Origin of the sequence: Mesobacillus maritimus (assembly GCF_023715205.1) — a bacterium.
GTDB classification, from domain to species: domain Bacteria; phylum Bacillota; class Bacilli; order Bacillales; family Cytobacillaceae; genus Mesobacillus_B; species Mesobacillus_B maritimus_C.
This window is the reverse complement of the sequence record NZ_JAMBNR010000015.1, coordinates 62,238-78,481: the sequence shown is the minus strand read 5'-3', so window position 1 is coordinate 78,481 and position 16,244 is coordinate 62,238. Positions and strand designations below refer to the sequence as shown.

The 16,244-nt window shown below is 39.9% G+C and carries 13 protein-coding genes and 1 other annotated feature; of the genes, 7 read left to right on the top strand and 6 right to left on the bottom strand.

Annotated features, from left to right (window positions below; translation table 11 throughout):
• Positions 1 to 124: 124 nt before the first annotated feature.
• Positions 125 to 1,324 (top strand): MDR family MFS transporter, encoded by a 1,200-nt coding sequence (locus M3182_RS19660; protein ID WP_251431866.1) that lies wholly within the window; start codon positions 125 to 127, stop codon positions 1,322 to 1,324.
• A 383-nt stretch (positions 1,325 to 1,707) separates the two neighbouring features.
• Here M3182_RS19660 and M3182_RS19655 read toward each other — a convergent pair whose 3' ends face one another.
• The 3 genes from M3182_RS19655 to M3182_RS19645 are packed head-to-tail and all read right to left on the bottom strand — an operon-like array spanning position 1,708 to position 4,621.
• Positions 1,708 to 2,427 (bottom strand): LutC/YkgG family protein, encoded by a 720-nt coding sequence (locus tag M3182_RS19655; protein ID WP_251559724.1) that lies wholly within the window; start codon positions 2,425 to 2,427, stop codon positions 1,708 to 1,710.
• The gene (locus M3182_RS19650; protein WP_251559722.1) at positions 2,391 to 3,854 is read right to left on the bottom strand and encodes a LutB/LldF family L-lactate oxidation iron-sulfur protein; all 1,464 of its coding nucleotides are present in this window, start codon (positions 3,852 to 3,854) and stop codon (positions 2,391 to 2,393) included. The genes M3182_RS19655 and M3182_RS19650 overlap by 37 nt, the downstream gene beginning before the upstream one ends.
• 50 nt (positions 3,855 to 3,904) lie before the next feature.
• Positions 3,905 to 4,621 carry a (Fe-S)-binding protein gene (locus M3182_RS19645; protein WP_251431857.1) on the bottom strand — a complete coding sequence of 239 codons (717 nt, stop codon included), beginning with the start codon at positions 4,619 to 4,621 and terminating at the stop codon, positions 3,905 to 3,907.
• Positions 4,622 to 4,963: 342 nt separating this feature from the next.
• Positions 4,964 to 5,187, top strand: a binding site (T-box leader).
• A 160-nt stretch (positions 5,188 to 5,347) separates the two neighbouring features.
• On the opposite strand from M3182_RS19645, the gene leuS reads away from it, so the two are divergent.
• Both leuS and M3182_RS19635 read left to right on the top strand, forming a co-directional pair.
• Positions 5,348 to 7,765: a leucine--tRNA ligase gene (leuS, locus tag M3182_RS19640; protein ID WP_251431854.1), complete on the top strand. Its 2,418-nt coding sequence runs from the start codon at positions 5,348 to 5,350 to the stop codon at positions 7,763 to 7,765.
• 254 nt (positions 7,766 to 8,019) lie between these two features.
• Entirely contained in the window at positions 8,020 to 8,328 is a 309-nt protein-coding gene (locus tag M3182_RS19635; RefSeq protein ID WP_251431850.1) for a rhodanese-like domain-containing protein, read from the top strand.
• Between the two features lie 191 nt (positions 8,329 to 8,519).
• On the opposite strand, the gene M3182_RS19630 is transcribed toward M3182_RS19635, so the two are convergent.
• Positions 8,520 to 9,305, bottom strand: a complete 786-nt coding sequence (locus M3182_RS19630; protein WP_251431847.1) for an acetoacetate decarboxylase — start codon at positions 9,303 to 9,305, stop codon at positions 8,520 to 8,522.
• 437 nt (positions 9,306 to 9,742) lie between these two features.
• On the opposite strand from M3182_RS19630, the gene M3182_RS19625 reads away from it, so the two are divergent.
• The gene (locus M3182_RS19625) at positions 9,743 to 10,432 is read left to right on the top strand and encodes a CoA transferase subunit A (protein WP_251431843.1); all 690 of its coding nucleotides are present in this window, start codon (positions 9,743 to 9,745) and stop codon (positions 10,430 to 10,432) included.
• The gene (locus M3182_RS19620; RefSeq protein WP_251431840.1) at positions 10,432 to 11,130 is read left to right on the top strand and encodes a 3-oxoacid CoA-transferase subunit B; all 699 of its coding nucleotides are present in this window, start codon (positions 10,432 to 10,434) and stop codon (positions 11,128 to 11,130) included. Before M3182_RS19625 ends, M3182_RS19620 begins: the two co-directional genes overlap by 1 nt.
• Positions 11,131 to 11,786: 656 nt before the next feature.
• Here M3182_RS19620 and M3182_RS19615 read toward each other — a convergent pair.
• Complete coding sequence (locus M3182_RS19615; protein ID WP_251559720.1) at positions 11,787 to 12,692, bottom strand: nuclease-related domain-containing protein; 906 nt, start codon at positions 12,690 to 12,692, stop codon at positions 11,787 to 11,789.
• Between the two features lie 113 nt (positions 12,693 to 12,805).
• Between M3182_RS19615 and M3182_RS19610 the strand changes: the two genes are divergently transcribed.
• A complete protein-coding gene (locus M3182_RS19610; RefSeq protein WP_251431834.1) occupies positions 12,806 to 12,994 on the top strand; it encodes a sporulation protein Cse60 in 189 nt (62 codons plus the stop codon).
• Positions 12,995 to 13,019: 25 nt separating this feature from the next.
• Here the strand turns inward: M3182_RS19610 and M3182_RS19605 are convergent, their stop codons facing one another.
• Positions 13,020 to 14,297 (bottom strand): BaiN/RdsA family NAD(P)/FAD-dependent oxidoreductase, encoded by a 1,278-nt coding sequence (locus M3182_RS19605; protein ID WP_251559718.1) that lies wholly within the window; start codon positions 14,295 to 14,297, stop codon positions 13,020 to 13,022.
• 244 nt (positions 14,298 to 14,541) lie between these two features.
• On the opposite strand from M3182_RS19605, the gene M3182_RS19600 reads away from it, so the two are divergent.
• Positions 14,542 to 16,164: a putative polysaccharide biosynthesis protein gene (locus M3182_RS19600; protein WP_251559716.1), complete on the top strand. Its 1,623-nt coding sequence runs from the start codon at positions 14,542 to 14,544 to the stop codon at positions 16,162 to 16,164.
• Positions 16,165 to 16,244: the final 80 nt, after the last annotated feature.

Here is a 16,244-nt window from a genome sequence, read left to right as displayed (position 1 = left end):
ACCATTTTTTGCATTTATTTCACTATTTTGATTGTGGATTTTTCTATTGCATGTTTTGACTAAAACCCCTAAAATTACTTAGGTTATTGAAACTTAATTATTTTTATAGATAGGAGTTATGACAATGCCTAGAGCCTTATGGCTGCTAGTAATTGGGATGGCGGTAAATGCAACAGGCTCTTCTTTTTTATGGCCTTTAAATACAATCTATATTCACGAAAATCTCGGAAAATCATTGACGGTTGCAGGGTTTGTCCTCATGCTCAATTCAGCAGCAACAGTAGCTGGTAATTTAATCGGTGGAACATTATTTGATAAGCTAGGTGGCTATAAATCTATTTTACTTGGAATTGGGATTACGATTATGGCCTTATTTGGTCTTACGATTTGGAACGGTTGGCCACATTATATAATTTTCTTAATCATTGTCGGCTTCGGTTCGGGAATTGTCTTCCCTTCCATTTTTGCAATGGCTGGAACGGTTTGGAAAGAAGGTGGAAGAAAAGCATTTAATGCCATATATGTAGCACAAAACCTAGGTGTCGCCATTGGATCTGCACTTGGTGGTTTTGTTGCAGCCTACTCTTTTGGCCTGATCTTTTTAGCCAATGCACTACTTTATGCGGTGTTTTTATTAATCGCCGTTTTTGGTTACCGTGGAATTCAAGTGAATACACGGGCGCATACAACTGTCATCCAGGAAAATGGTGCTGTTAGAAATCATAGTAAACTTTATGCATTATTGATATTATGTGCGGGTTATTTACTTTGTTGGGTTGGATACTCACAGTGGTCCGCAACGGTGTCTGCTTACACAGTAGAGTTAGGGATTCCTCTTAAACAATACAGTCTTTTATGGACAGTAAACGGTGCCCTTATTGTACTTGGGCAGCCGATTTTAAATCGTTTGATTCGGGTGTTTGAAAATAATTTGAAACTTCAAATTCAAATTGGTATGGTCATTTTCATGGGCTCGTTTATTGTTCTTGCAGGAGCAGAGCAATTCTCTGGGTTTTTTACAGCAATGATTATTCTTACAATCGGTGAAATGCTTGTATGGCCAGCAGTACCAACGATTGCAGACGCATTAGCTCCAAAAGGACGAGAGGGTTTCTACCAAGGAATCGTGAATAGTACCGCTACCGGAGGGAGAATGATTGGGCCATTATTAGGCGGAATTATGGTTGATTTGTACGGAATGACGGCTTTATTTACCGTCCTAATCATCTTAATCATTGTTGCCATTTTTACAACTGCAATTTATGACCGTAGTTTAAAGAAACAAGCAATGCTGCAGACCTATACTCCAGAAACTGGGAAATAAAGTTATAGAATAAGAGCGGGTAAAAGAACCTAACTAGGATGCTTTTATCCGCTCTTTGTTTTGGCTTTATCTTATCTTATCTTATCTTATCTTATCTTATCTTATCTTATCTTATCTTATCTTATCTTATAGCAAGGCTCTTTGCTCAAACTTTGTTGCTCTTGAACAAAAAACACTTAAAAGCTAGGTTATTCAAAAAATAGCAGCATTTTGTGAGAAATTTGCATACTAATTTTAAATATATGAAATGACTGCAATGTCGTTAACATCAACCTTAGGATTTTAACGATAAACTTTACGAAAAGCAGCCTATAGTAAAGTTCAAAACTAGCTTATGCTTCTAGGGAGTGGTTTCCATCGTTAACGAAAATCTTCTCTTTTTCTTAGAGGTCGTCAATAATGATGTAAGTTGCCTTGAATGGACCATGTACTCCGACAACAAGTTGCAATTCAATGTCAGCAGAATTACTTGGACCGGAAATGAAATTGATACATGCAGGAAGTGATTTTCCATTTAAATGTCTTTCACGCAGCTTTTTTGCTGCTTGTGTCATGCGAGGCACGATGCTGCTTTTAGGTACTAGGGCTATATAGGTTTTAGGAAGAAAGTTAACAGTACGGCCGTGGTCTTTGCTACTAAGCATGACAACAGTTGCCGATTCAGCTAAAGTGTATTCACTTATTGTAATTCCAATGTTCGCTTTTTCTGCATAGTTGATATTGGTACTCGCTGAGTTGAAATCCCACTCATGATAATCAATCTCTTGCTTTGCCCACTCATTGGTAAATAACTCTTTTAACCCCCACTCCGCGAAACGGTCATCTTTCCAAGTGACCACAGGCCCGCCACCATAATTCTGGACCGCTCCATTTAATGTAGACCCTAAATTGGATTTTGTCGTGTTAATGACTGTTGTATGAATTTTTTCACAATGATCAGTTAATACTTGGACAAGGTCATCCTGTGACGCTCCTTTTAAAACCTCGTCTTGAGGGTTATGTTTCCAAGTCGGTCTATTGACGGGTGTTGTGAGTCGGTCACGACCAAGGTTATTGGCAATATTATTTAAAAATGCTTCTCGGTTTTGGATGGCTCCGGCCATGAAGTACCTCCGCCTTTCTCTCGGTTCTTAAACCAATCTCTAAATCTTTCTTTATTAGGAGCTGGGAAATCTCTAACTTCTGTCCATGCTTTTAGCGGTCCAGGTCCTTTGGTAATTTTATCTTCACTTGTAAATGGGTTCATTGCTGTCGGAGCAATTTTTGAACCCCACTTATATAGAGTTGGTGAGGCAGCACCCAGACCAAAAGCTTTCATCAGCAATTTTTCAGAAACAGGAGCTTTGCCTTCTTTTTCAACAATAACCTGACGGTGTTTATGCAATAATTCGTGTAATGGGATTTTTACCGGACAAACTTCAGAACAAGCACCGCAAAGGGTCGAGGCATAAGGCAACTCTTTGTAATCCTCATACCCACCAAGGAGAGGAGAGAGCACCGCACCAATTGGTCCGGAGTAAATCGAACCATAAGAATGACCACCTACATGACGGTATACAGGACAGGCATTGACACAAGCCGCACAGCGGATACATTGGAGAACCGATTGGAACTCTGTCCCAAGAATCTTTGAACGCCCGTTATCAACGATTACCAGATGAAAATCCTCAGGGCCATCTACATCCAATTCTTCCCGTGGTCCGGTTAGTACGGTCACGTAACTAGGTAGCTTTTGGCCGACAGCGCTTCTTGTTAACATGCTGACAAGGACTTCTAATTCTTCAAAGGTTGGAACCAATCTTTCCATCCCCATGACCGTAATTTGTGTCTTTGGTAGTGAGGTAACGAGATCGGCATTTCCTTCATTTGTCACTAGTGCGAAGGAACCTGTTTCAGCCACTGCGAAATTACAGCCAGTAATGCCAACATCTGCTGTTAAATAATCTTGTCGCAACATTTCACGGGCATGCCATGCAAGTTCGGTTGGATCAGCTGACTTTTTGTAGCCAAGTTTTTTAGTGAAAACGTCGCGAACTTGTTCCTTATTTTTATGTAAAGCGGGTGCGACAATATGGGATGGTGGGTCATGATCATCGACTTGGAGAATGTATTCCCCAAGGTCTGTTTCAATCACTTGGCAGCCAACTTCCTCAAGGCTCGCATTTAAATTGATTTCTTCCGTCACCATTGATTTCGACTTTACAACTTTTTGAGCGTTTTTACTTTGTACAACTTCTTTTATATACTCATTTGCTTCTTCAGCAGTTTCTGCAAAGAAAACATTTCCACCTCGTTTTGCAACATTGTCACTCAATTGTTCCAAATAGTAATCTAAATGTTCGAGAACATGTTGGCGGATTTCTTCGCCATGGGAACGCCATTCTTCCCAATTCCCTAGTTCCTCGATCGCGTTCAAGCGGCGTGCACCGATGTTGTCCTGAGCTCCTGCAACTGCGCCTCGCATGAAAGAATTATTAATGCCTTTTTCGACGCGCTCACCGAAACGTTCATTGCCGATTTTCATTGGCATCGAAAATCGCCTCCATTCTAAAAAGGTAATGGCTTACTAGATTATACGATTTAACGACTATTCAAAATTTCAGCAATATGCATCACTTTGATCGGCTTACCTTGACGATTGATTCGTCCGCCGATATTCATCAAACAGCCTGCATCAGCTCCAATTACGTACTCCGCATCGGTTTCTTCCACATGTCGCACTTTTTCGTCAACCATTTGCTCCGATATTTGCGCCATCTTGACAGAAAAGGTTCCACCAAATCCGCAGCATTGTTCTTTACCTGGTAGCTCTACAAACTCTAAACCTTTTACTTTGCTTAAGAGAGTCATAGGAGCTTTCTGGACGCCTAATAATCTAGTCATATGGCAGGAAGTGTGGTAGGTTGCTTTTCCTTCTAAACATGCGCCGACATTCTCAACCTTTAAAACTTCAATAATAAATTGGGTGAGTTCATAGGTTTTGGCCGCAAGCTTTTTTGCTTTTGGTTCCCATATTGGATCTCCTTTAAACACATGTTGGTACTCATGAAACATATAAGCGCATGAACCTGAAGGACAAACGATATACTCCGCATGTTCAAAGGTACCGATCATTTTTTTCATTGCATCCTTCGATTCTTTGACATAGCCGCTATTATAAGCTGGTTGTCCGCAACAAACTTGTGTTTGTGGGAAATCTATCTCACAACCTAAGCGCTCTAGCAATTCAACCGTGGCTTTGCCGACATCACTTTGAAACATATCCACTAAGCAGGTTGCAAAAAGAGTTACTTTCATTATTTATCTCTCCCTAGTTATTAAAGGATAAAAAAAGCGTGATTTAAGTGAAATTAGTCAATTTACGATTGTCTATTCAGAATATTTAATTAAAATAATACTACTATAAACTATGTAAACAATGAAAGTGAAATCGGCTAATTTTCAATAAATAATAAAATCGGTAAAAATAAATTCAAAATAGATTTTTATTTTTCTGTGAATTGGTTATAATGGGAAAGTCACAGCTATTATTTGGTTGCATAGAATAATGGAGATTATTAAAGTGAAATGGACGCAGGCCAATAGAACTACTGCTTGCATCTCATGCATAAATTGTTTACAATAGATTTACTTTCATAAAGATGGACGTTAATGAAGGAGTAGTAGTGGTGTAAGTCTGACAGGAAGAGAGCTGACGGTAGGTGCAAGTCAGTCTGACTCATCATGAACTCGCCTTTTAGTCGCTGGTGTGAACTAATAGTAAGGCTGGCCGTTTTCCGCGTTAAGGATGAATGAAGCGAGTGACTTGTCACTAATGTGGGTGGTACCGCGGGAGAATCTATACATATCCTCTCGTCCCTTTTTATAGGGACGGGAGTTTTTTTATTTTTAACTCTAAAAAATCTAATTGATTTTCGTGTTATTAAAGGTAGCATAAATCAAATTAGGTTAGCTGAGCCTTATTTTAGAAGCTCACATAAAAGATAGCTGGATATTTTAACGGTAAATCAGGAGGTAAGAAACATGAGCTTTGAACATCATGAAATTGAAAAAAAGTGGCAAAAGTATTGGGAAGAAAATAAATCGTTTAAAACAACGGAAGACGAAGGGAAAAGAAAATTTTATGCGCTGGATATGTTCCCATATCCATCTGGAGCAGGGCTACATGTAGGACATCCAGAAGGATATACAGCGACTGATATTCTTTCTAGAATGAAAAGAATGCAAGGATACAATGTGTTGCATCCCATGGGTTGGGACGCTTTCGGACTTCCTGCGGAGCAATATGCACTTGATACAGGAAATGATCCTGCAGAGTTTACAAAGCATAATATTGATAACTTCCGTCGCCAAATTAAGGCATTAGGATTTTCATATGATTGGGACCGGGAAGTAAACACAACCGACCCTTCTTATTATAAGTGGACACAATGGATTTTCTTAAAGCTTTACGAAAAAGGGCTTGCTTATATTGATGAGGTTGCGGTGAACTGGTGTCCAGCTTTGGGAACCGTATTGGCAAATGAAGAAGTCATCGATGGAAAGAGTGAGCGCGGTGGCCATCCGGTTGAACGCCGTCCAATGCGACAGTGGATGCTGAAAATCACTGCCTATGCGGATCGTTTGCTTGAGGATCTTGAAGAACTGGATTGGCCTGAAAGCATTAAAGATATGCAACGCCATTGGATTGGCCGTTCAGAAGGAGCGGAAGTAACGTTTGATATTGAAGGACATGACGGTACATTTACGGTCTTTACAACTCGTCCTGATACATTGTTTGGAGCAACTTATGCTGTACTAGCTCCAGAGCATCCGCTTGTTGACCAGATTACTTCAGCTGATCAGCGTGAAGCTGTGGAAAGCTATCTAGAACAAATTAAAAGCAAAAGTGATTTAGAGCGTACGGATCTTGCGAAAGATAAAACTGGTGTATTCACAGGTGCTTACGCAATTAATCCAGTTAATGGGGCTAAAATGCCAATCTGGATTGCGGATTATGTATTAATGAGCTATGGAACTGGTGCCATCATGGCTGTTCCAGCACATGATGAGCGTGACTATGAGTTTGCGAAAAAATTCGATTTGGAAATTAAAGAGGTTGTTGCTGGTGGAAACGTTGCTGAAGAAGCTTATACCGGTGATGGAGACCATGTCAACTCCGAGTTCCTAAATGGAATGAACAAAGAAGAAGCCATTAGTAAAATGATTGCTTGGCTTGAAGAAAAAGAAATTGGAACGAAGAAAGTGACGTACCGTTTGCGCGATTGGCTATTTAGCCGCCAACGTTATTGGGGAGAGCCAATTCCAATTATTCATTGGGAAGATGGTACAATGTCCGCTGTTCCAGAAGATCAGCTGCCGCTTGTCCTTCCGAAAACTACTGAAATCAAGCCGTCGGGAACTGGTGAATCTCCACTTGCGAACATCGATGACTGGGTAAATGTAGTGGACCCTGAAACCGGGAAAAAAGGTCGTCGCGAAACAAACACAATGCCACAATGGGCGGGTAGCTGCTGGTACTTCTTGCGCTACATTGACCCTAAAAACGAAGAAGCCTTAGCTGATGCGAAAAAGCTAGAAGAGTGGCTACCAGTTGATATTTATATCGGTGGAGCTGAGCATGCCGTGCTTCACTTGCTATACGCACGTTTCTGGCATAAATTCCTTTACGATATTGGTGTTGTTCCTACAAAAGAACCATTTCAAAAGTTATTTAACCAAGGAATGATACTTGGTGAAAACAACGAAAAAATGAGTAAATCAAAAGGCAATGTCGTCAACCCGGATTCCGTTGTGGATAGCCATGGTGCAGACACGTTAAGATTATATGAAATGTTCATGGGACCTCTTGATGCGAGCATTGCTTGGTCAACCAATGGGTTAGATGGATCTCGTCGTTTCCTTGACCGGATTTGGCGTTTGTTCGTGGAAGAAAATGGAGAACTTAGTGCAAAAGTTAAAGATGGTGCCCCTGCTGGGGATTTAGAAAAGGTTTATCACCAAACAGTTAAAAAAGTCACTGAGGACTTTGAAGGACTTCGTTTTAATACAGCCATCTCTCAACTGATGGTATTTATAAATGAAGCCTATAAGGCAGAGGCTCTTCCTAAGAGTTATGTTGAAGGCTTTGTAAAGCTTTTAGCGCCAATTTGTCCGCATATCTCTGAAGAACTATGGGAGAAGCTAGGTCATAAAGAAACAATCAGCTATGCAGCGTGGCCAGCATATGACGAAGCAAAATTAGTCGATGATGAAATTGAAATCGTGATTCAAATTAACGGTAAAATTAAGGCGAAAATGAAGGTTCCAGCAGATGCGACAAGAGAAACGCTAGAACAAATTGCGATGGGTACGGATTCTGTAAAAGAACAGATTGATGGAAAAACTGTTCGCAAAGTGATAGCTGTACCAGGAAAGCTTGTCAATATTGTGGCGAATTAATTTAATGAGAAGGATGGAGTTGCTTTTTGCGACTCCATCTTTTTTTGAATGCTGAGAGAGAGCATCTTGGAAATGAATGCTAGACGTTTTTTATAAAAATAGATCTAGTAGAAATTGCAGTAAACTATTTGAGGTTGAACCTTTTTTAGAAAATAGTGAAATAAGAAGTGTTTATAAGCGGGCTTTTTTGCATATCCTAATAGATTTTGTATAATGAAATGGAATGTTTGTATTGATAATAAGGGGTTGAGAATGTGGATCATATTGAAAAAATTACAACGGATGAACTTCAAGCAAAACTAGAAGCAGGCGAACAGTTGGATCTTATCGATGTCAGAGAAGATGATGAGGTAGCAGAGGGAATGATACCCGGCGCTATACATATCCGTATGGGGACGATTCCAGATCATCTAGACCACTTTGATAAAGACAAAGAATATATTTTTATTTGTCGCTCAGGAAACCGTAGTGGTCATGTATGCCATTACTTACATGAACAAGGATACAAGGTTCGTAATATGGTCGGTGGCATGATGAATTGGAACGGTGAGAAAGTTTTTTAAAATGATAACGAAAAAGCTGATTTCTTAAATGGAGGGAATCGGCTTTTTTTGATAGTTTGAAGAATCCATTTGTTAGTTCTTGTACAAAGTACTCATACCAGGTATCTCTTCTTTCGTACCTTCGGCTCTAGGCTGGTGTTTTGCTGGTAGGACCAACAAATGCTTCTTTTTTTGCTGGCCCTAAATTTCTGTTATTTTTGAGTAACAAGTTCTTTATCTTTTTCAGGCTGGTTTTCAGCTGCAAGGTAGTCATAGACTACTTGTGTACGAGGTAGAGTTAAGTCCGTTAAAATATGCGAAGCATAAACCACCTCATGCACTGGTAAGTCAGCCAATGGCGCTAGAACATGGGCAAATAATTGCAAACGAGCAGGGGACTTCCATGCTCCTTTAATTGTCACATCTTTAATTTCTCCACGTACTAATTCACAAATACGTGCTTGTCCATTCTGGCCACGTAAATGTTTTAACATAAAATAAGGCTTACAGATTTCTTCGCGCGCCTCCTCAACATCTAATGGTACATGTTTATACCCCATTGTCGCTGTTGCGACCCGTAAAGAACCATAGTCAAGTGTTCCGACAAGTGTATCAGAATCTACGAACATATTCGCTTTCCCTAGCTTTTTTGGATAGGCGCCAATTTCACGACCTGAAGCAATTGCTCCAAAATTATCTAAATACATGCAGTGGATATAATCGCCTTTTTCCCCGTTATATGTAACTGGAATGACTTGTCCACATTCCACATAAGACCCTAGTCCAGATACATCTGGCATGTTGATGACTTCAAATTTTACAATTGGCTCATCGATCTCAAGTGGTTCAGGAACAATTTTTCTAAGGGCTTCAATATCTGTTCGATAATAAATGTTAACGAATTCGCGGTTATTAAATCGATATGGCCCGCGCGGAAATGCTGGCGCATCCAATGGAGTGCTAATCTGTCTTGTAATATCCTCTAATTTCATTCTCATCTCATCCCCTCTTTTACGTTTGAAAGTTATCCTAGGATAATAAAATAACTTGGTAAAACTTTTCACTTTTGGTTGAATATATGCTTAATTGTACTACCTTGCCACATTTTGTCAACTGAATTTTCTAATAATTTTGTGATTTAAAAATTAAGTTAGGAGGACCTATTGTTAAAATTGTTAAGGGCCGCTGACGTCAGTAATAATAGTAATTTGAAAGCGTTTACTATTAACAGGCAGTAGGTGGAGATCAATCTTTTTAGTTCAAAAAAATCCTCCGCAGGGCCTTGGACATTTCGAGAATTTTGTGAATATTGTAGAAAATATTGGAATTAGAATTGACAGAAAATTATTCGAAGGGTTATTATTTTATTATGCAGTTACATACCAACCAGTTAGTATCAAACCTAGAAATCAGAAAAATCATAGAGGGGGAATGGATGATGAGCGCTACGCTTGATCAAATCCAGACAGGGGTTCAATTTTTAAGTGCTGATGAAGCAGTAAAAAAGATACCTAAGGCAGCATCTATTATGGTAGGAGGGTTTGGCTTCCCAGGAATGCCTCGCCATTTATCGAGAGCGTTGGTGGAACAGACAGACATTGACGAACTCACCTTAATCATGAACAGCCTAGGAAGTGTTTCAACTCTAAATGCTTTGTTTGAACAGAATCGTATTAAAAAAGTGATCGGAAGTTTCTTTTCGACAAACAAAGATTTAGTGAAAGCATACCGTGAAGGAAAAGTAGAAATCGAACTTTTACCTCAAGGAACTTTAACAGAAGCAATCCGTTTAGGCGGAGCTGGAATCCCAGCATTCTTTACTCCAACAGCTGCAGGCACGGACTTGGCAAAAGGGAAAGAGACTCGTGTCATCAACGGCAGGGAGCATGTACTAGAACACTCCTTAACGGCGGATGTTGCAATCATTCGAGCACATAAAGCGGACAAAGCGGGGAATCTTGTTTATCGAAAAACCGCACAAAACTTCAATCCAGCAATGGCCACAGCGGCGAAATTAACGATTGTTGAAGTGGACGAAATCGTTGAAATTGGAGAATTGAATCCCGATGAAATCATGACTCCATTTATCTTTGTTGATATCGTTGTTAAAAGGGAGGAAGTATAATGAGTGGTTCAGTAAAGCATTATATTGCATGGCGTTGTGCCCAGGAATTACAATCTGGTGTCGTGAATTTAGGAATTGGCATTCCAACATTAGTAGCGGATTATTTACCAAAGGGTCTCGTTACTTTGCACTCTGAGAATGGGATTCTAGGTGTAGGGCCAGAGCCAGATCCAAATGAATTCGTTGTTGATCCTGAATCCATCGAACTTGTAAATGCTTCAGGAGTCCAGCCGATCACAGCTTTACCACATGCCTCCTATTTTGATAGTTCCCTATCCTTCACGATTATGAGAGGTGGCCATTTGGATGCAACCGTTATTGGAGCATTACAGGTGTCTGAAACAGGGGACTTAGCAAGCTGGGCAGTTCCTGGGAAGGATGTTCTTGGCGTTGGGGGCGCAATGGACCTCGTCATCGGTGCCAAACGTGTTATTGCCGCAATGTCCCATTTATCACCAAAAGGGGAGCCTAAGATTTTACCAGAATGCACCTACCCACTTACTGCTAAAAACAGAGTGGATACCATTGTCACCGAATACGCAGTCTTTAAGTTCCGCGAAGGACGCATGTACTTAGTCGAAATGGTGGACGAGATCTCTTTGGAACAACTAAAAGAAATGACACCAGCGTCCTATGAAGTAGCAGAAGACCTTAAAGTAGTTAAGCGCGAATCTATCGGGGACCCGGTTTTAGTATAATCGAGTAAGGATGGGGCAACCATTGAAGCTGATACCTAGGAGGGGAGGTATCGGCTTTTTTGGGTTTATAAATAGGCATTTATTTGGTAGTCAGTGTTAAATAGGATTTGCGTATACAAATTTTGGGTTAGTAAAAAGGGAATGCTAGAGAGAGCTAGTGTACCCAAAATCAGTGTGGAGAAGGAAACAGGGAAGAAGAGTTAGCGTTCCCAAAAACAGTGTGGGGGAATCATAAAGGGAGCGAAGGTGAGAGCTAGCGTTCCCAAAAACAATGTTAGGAATAAAAAAGGGAACGCAAGGAGAGTCTAGCGTTCCCAAAAACAGTGTTAGGAATAAAAAAGGGAACGCAAGAGAGAGCTAGCGTTCCCAAAAACAGTGTTAGGAATAAAAAAGGGAACGCAAGGAGAGTCTAACGTTCCCAAAAACAGTGTTAGGAATAAAAAAGGGAACGCAAGGAGAGTCTAGCGTTCCCAAAAACAGTGTTAGGAATAAAAAAGGGAACGCAAGGAGAGTCTAACGTTCCCAAAAACAGTGTTAGGAATAAAAAAGGGAACGCAAGGAGAGTCTAACGTTCCCAAAAACAGTGTTAGGAATAAAAGAGGGAACGCAAGAAGAGTCTAGCGTCCGAGAAAAGTAAACATTGAAGCTTCCCTACACTATTCATAATAGCTATACTTCCCCTTTTCTACGAATCTATAATTCCCCCTAAGTACGACCCTTATCACCTTTTTAGACCCAATTCCCCCACACCACTCCCAAACACGATTAGTCGTCACTTGCCTTTCTGGAAAGAGCATTCTAAACTCACCTATGCTTCGCATCACTGCCGCTTCGAAGGCTTCGGCAAAGCCACAGTCATGACAGAGAACTTGTTTCTTCACAAGTGAGGTTCTTAAAGATTGACACGAACAACAAGAAACTCCTTTTTGAAGTTGTTCATACTCATAGGTTGGTAATTTGGAATAAAGGGATTCTTGGATATTCTCGGATAGCAGTTTTTGGGCTAGTTTTTTATGACGTTCATGAAGTTTGGATGATTTAGTATTGAGGTTTTGGTAAAAACGTTTAAGCTGTGTTGGATACACAATGGATTTGTTAGCAGGGGCATGATATAGATGAAATCCGTGATTGATAAAAATGAGGTAACTTTCTATCGGGATGTTGAATCCGAGTGTTTGGAGCATTTGACGGAGCAATGTTTCGCAACGTTTGCTTTGGTGAAGGGGGTTCTTCACTTCTTTTCCAGAAGAGTTATAGAATCCATTATCCTTATAAGAATAATCGCCTTCATAATTTTTAACATCGAATACGTAGAGGGTGTCTTGGGTGAGCATCCACGTATCAATTTGAAACTGGGAGTTATTTACTTCGTATAGCAGATTATGTAAAACGAGTCGCTCTTCAACCAACTTTTCAATCCAGAGGTCGTTTAATCGTTCGCCTTCATAACCCTTCTTTAAAACCAAATAATACTGTTTTTCTTGTTCAGGAAGCTGCATTCTTCCATGTAACACCTCCATTACAATTAATAATTGTGATTTAGCACGCGGTTTAATCAGCAAAACATCCACATCCTTTCATTCCTATTTTACGAGGAAAATTATTCAGAACAATACGTCTGAAAATTTAATTTTTTGTCAAGAATGATAAAAAATGGCAAGGGAGAGGAAAAAGGGTGATTCAAGTAAAGGTGTTCGATCATGAGCATGAAAAAGATCTTGAAAAAGAGATGAATCGGTTCCTCAAACAAATGGATGAGGATCAGTTAGTGGATATAAAGTACAACGTAGCGGCACTTGTTGAAGAAGAAGAAGAGGATGACCAAATATATTGTTTTAGTGCGATGGTAATTTATCGGGCCTGACGTCAAAGTGTCAGGCCCGATTTCATTATCCAGATGTAACAAATTGCGCTGCATTGGTCCCGGCTAACCTTCCCGTCACTAAAGCGGAAGTGATATTATAGCCACCTGTGTAACCGTGAATATCAAGAATTTCTCCACAAAAATATAAGCCATTCATGAATTTTGAAGCCATCGTTTGCGGTTCAATTTCTTTTACGGAAATCCCTCCACCGGTGACAAAGGCTTTTTCAAGTGGCTGGGTGGCATTGACGGTGAAGCGGAAGTTTTTACAAAGATGGACAAAGTTGCGTATTTTCTCTTGAGAGAGTTGACCGCATTGAGCGGAAGGGTCAATTTCGCTTCTTTCTAGTAAAAATAACAAGTATCGTTCAGGAGCGAATCCTTTTAAAACATTTTTTATCGCTTTTTTCGGTTCAGCTTTTAATTGTTGACTAATCTCTTGAAAGAGGGGACCTTCCTTCGAGTCGGGACAAACATCTAAGTTCATGGTGACTCGTTCAAGATTCCATTTTTTCATTGCCTTGACAACAAACTGACTACAGCGAAGCACGGCTGGACCGCTGACGCCAAAATGGGTAAAGATCATATCCATTTGATGAGTGACCAATGGTTTTCCTTTCGGATTGAGCACACTTAAAGCAACACTTCGTAAGGAAAGTCCTTGTAACGCTTTTTCTTTGATAAAAGGTTCGTCTGATAAAAGCGGCACTTCGGTTGGGAACAATTCCGTAATCGTATGTCCAGCTTTTTCAGCCCATGCATAACCATCACCGGTTGAGCCTGTGTGTGGAACAGATTTTCCACCAACAGCAATCACTACACTTTTCGTTTCAAACGATTCACCAGTCATCAATTCCACTGAAGACACATTGCCATTTTTGTAATGGACATCGCGTACAGGAGAATTGACTCTGATCTCAACATTCAATTGAGCTAATTTGTTTAATAATGCATCAACTACCGATTGAGCTTTATTGCTCACCGGAAACATTCGTCCGTGGTCTTCTTCTTTTAATTCAATTCCTAATTCTTCAAAAAAAGAGATAATGTCTTCATTGTTGAAAATTGAAAAAGCACTATATAGAAATCGTCCATTCCCAGGGATGTGCTTGATGATTTCATCAACCGGTAGTCGGTTGGTCACATTACAGCGACCGCCACCAGAAATGGCAAGCTTACGACCAAGCTTGTCTCCTTTATCAATGAGCAATACTTGAGCTCCTTTTTCACCAGCAGCAATTGCAGCCATTAAGCCTGAAGGTCCACCGCCAATCACAATACAGTCATACGTTGTTTGTTTCATGCGTAAATTCATCCTATCTAAAATGATTCTCTCATTATAAAACATTTCCATTATGAAGGTAAATGAATCAAAAGTAAAAGTGGCGTAGAGAGGGAAATAAAGGTAAACTAAATAATTGTAAAAAGTCATCGAAGAAAACCAGGGTTATGATAGAATAAAAAGTTGAGACCAAACAATTCAATCAGTATATATCTTAAGGAGGCGTAAATAGCATTTACGCTTTTTAAAAGTAGGAAGGGATTCTATGTCATCAAAGCTATTAAGAGGAACCTTTATTTTGACCTTAGGTACAATTATTTCAAAGGTTCTTGGTTTGTTTTACGTGATTCCGTTTTATGCGATTGTGAAAGACCAAGGAACTGCTTTATATCAATTTTCCTACGTTCCTTATACAATTTTTATCAGTATAGCAACTGCGGGAGTTCCTCTAGCAGTTTCAAAGTTTATTTCAAAATACAATGCCATGGGCGAATATGCAGTTGGCAGAAAGCTATTTAAATCAGGAATTGCTGTTATGTTAGCTACTGGGACCATTTCTTTCTTGGTTATGTATTTTTCGGCACCCATGCTTGCGGATCTTTCCCTAAGTTCAGCTGAGGAGAATCCAGATTTAAACAAGGACGATGTTGCTACAGTCATCCGTGCTGTGTCATTTGCTTTAATTGTTGTCCCCTTTATGAGTCTCATAAGAGGATTTTTCCAAGGACACCAATCCATGGGACCATCTGCGGTTTCCCAAGTGGTTGAACAAATAGTCCGGATTGTATTCGTTCTTGCAGGGGCTTACATCGTACTAAATGTGATGAATGGTAGTATCGTTTCAGCTGTGAGTGTTGCAACTTTCGCGGCGTTTATTGGGGCGATTGGGAGCTTGGTGGTTTTAGGTTGGTACTGGTTTAAACGAAAGCCTCATCTTGATGAATTACTAAAACAGGATAAAGGAACCATTGATATCTCCTTAAAGAATATATACAAAGAGATTTTGGTTTATGCTGCTCCATTTGTTTTTGTCGGAATTGCCAACCCACTGTTTCAGTTCATTGACCAGATAACATTTGAGAGGGCAATGACATCGATTGGAAAAGGTGCAGAGGCAACAGCAGCCTTTGCGATATTGAACTTCCAAACACACAAACTGGTCATCATTCCTGTCTCCTTAGCAACCGCTTTTTCATTAACGCTCGTACCAAGCATTACGAAAGCATTTGTTGAAAAAAATTACAACAGTTTAAAACAACAACTTGATCAAACCTTTCAAGTGTTATTATATTTAACTGTTCCAGCTACAATTGGATTAGCTCTACTTGCAGAGCCTGCGTTTACGATCTTTTATGAGCACAAAGAACTTGGCACAGACATTTTGAGGTTATATGCCCCTGTTGCGATTCTGTTTGCATTATTTTCTGTAACCGCAGCGGTTATGCAGGGGATCAATGAACAAAGGTTTACCGTTTTAAGTTTGCTAACGGGTCTTTTGGTCAAACTAAGCTTAAATATCCCTTTGATAAAGATGTTTGAAACGGAAGGAGCCGTTTTAGCTACGGCCCTTGGGTATTTAGCGGCTGTGCTTATTAATTTGTTTGTGATTAAAAAATTTGCTCAGTACCAATTTAAGATGGTCATTAGACGTGGTTTTTTAATCATGATTTTTTCAGGGCTGATGGCTGGTGTGACTTATGCGGCTTATCTGGGTGTGACTTTATGGCTGTCACCAGCTGAGAAATTTAGTTCCATTCTCATCATTGTGATTTGTGCCTTGATAGGAGTTGCGATTTATTTTTATCTTGGATTCCGTACGAAATTAATCAATCTTTTATTTGGAGATAAAGTCGACCGTGTGAAACAAAAATTACGACTGCCTCTCTAATTTAGGGATTTTTCTTAACGTATGCACGATGGGTCAGGACAGGATTTCAAGGAAAATCATTACGGGAACACCTGAAATCA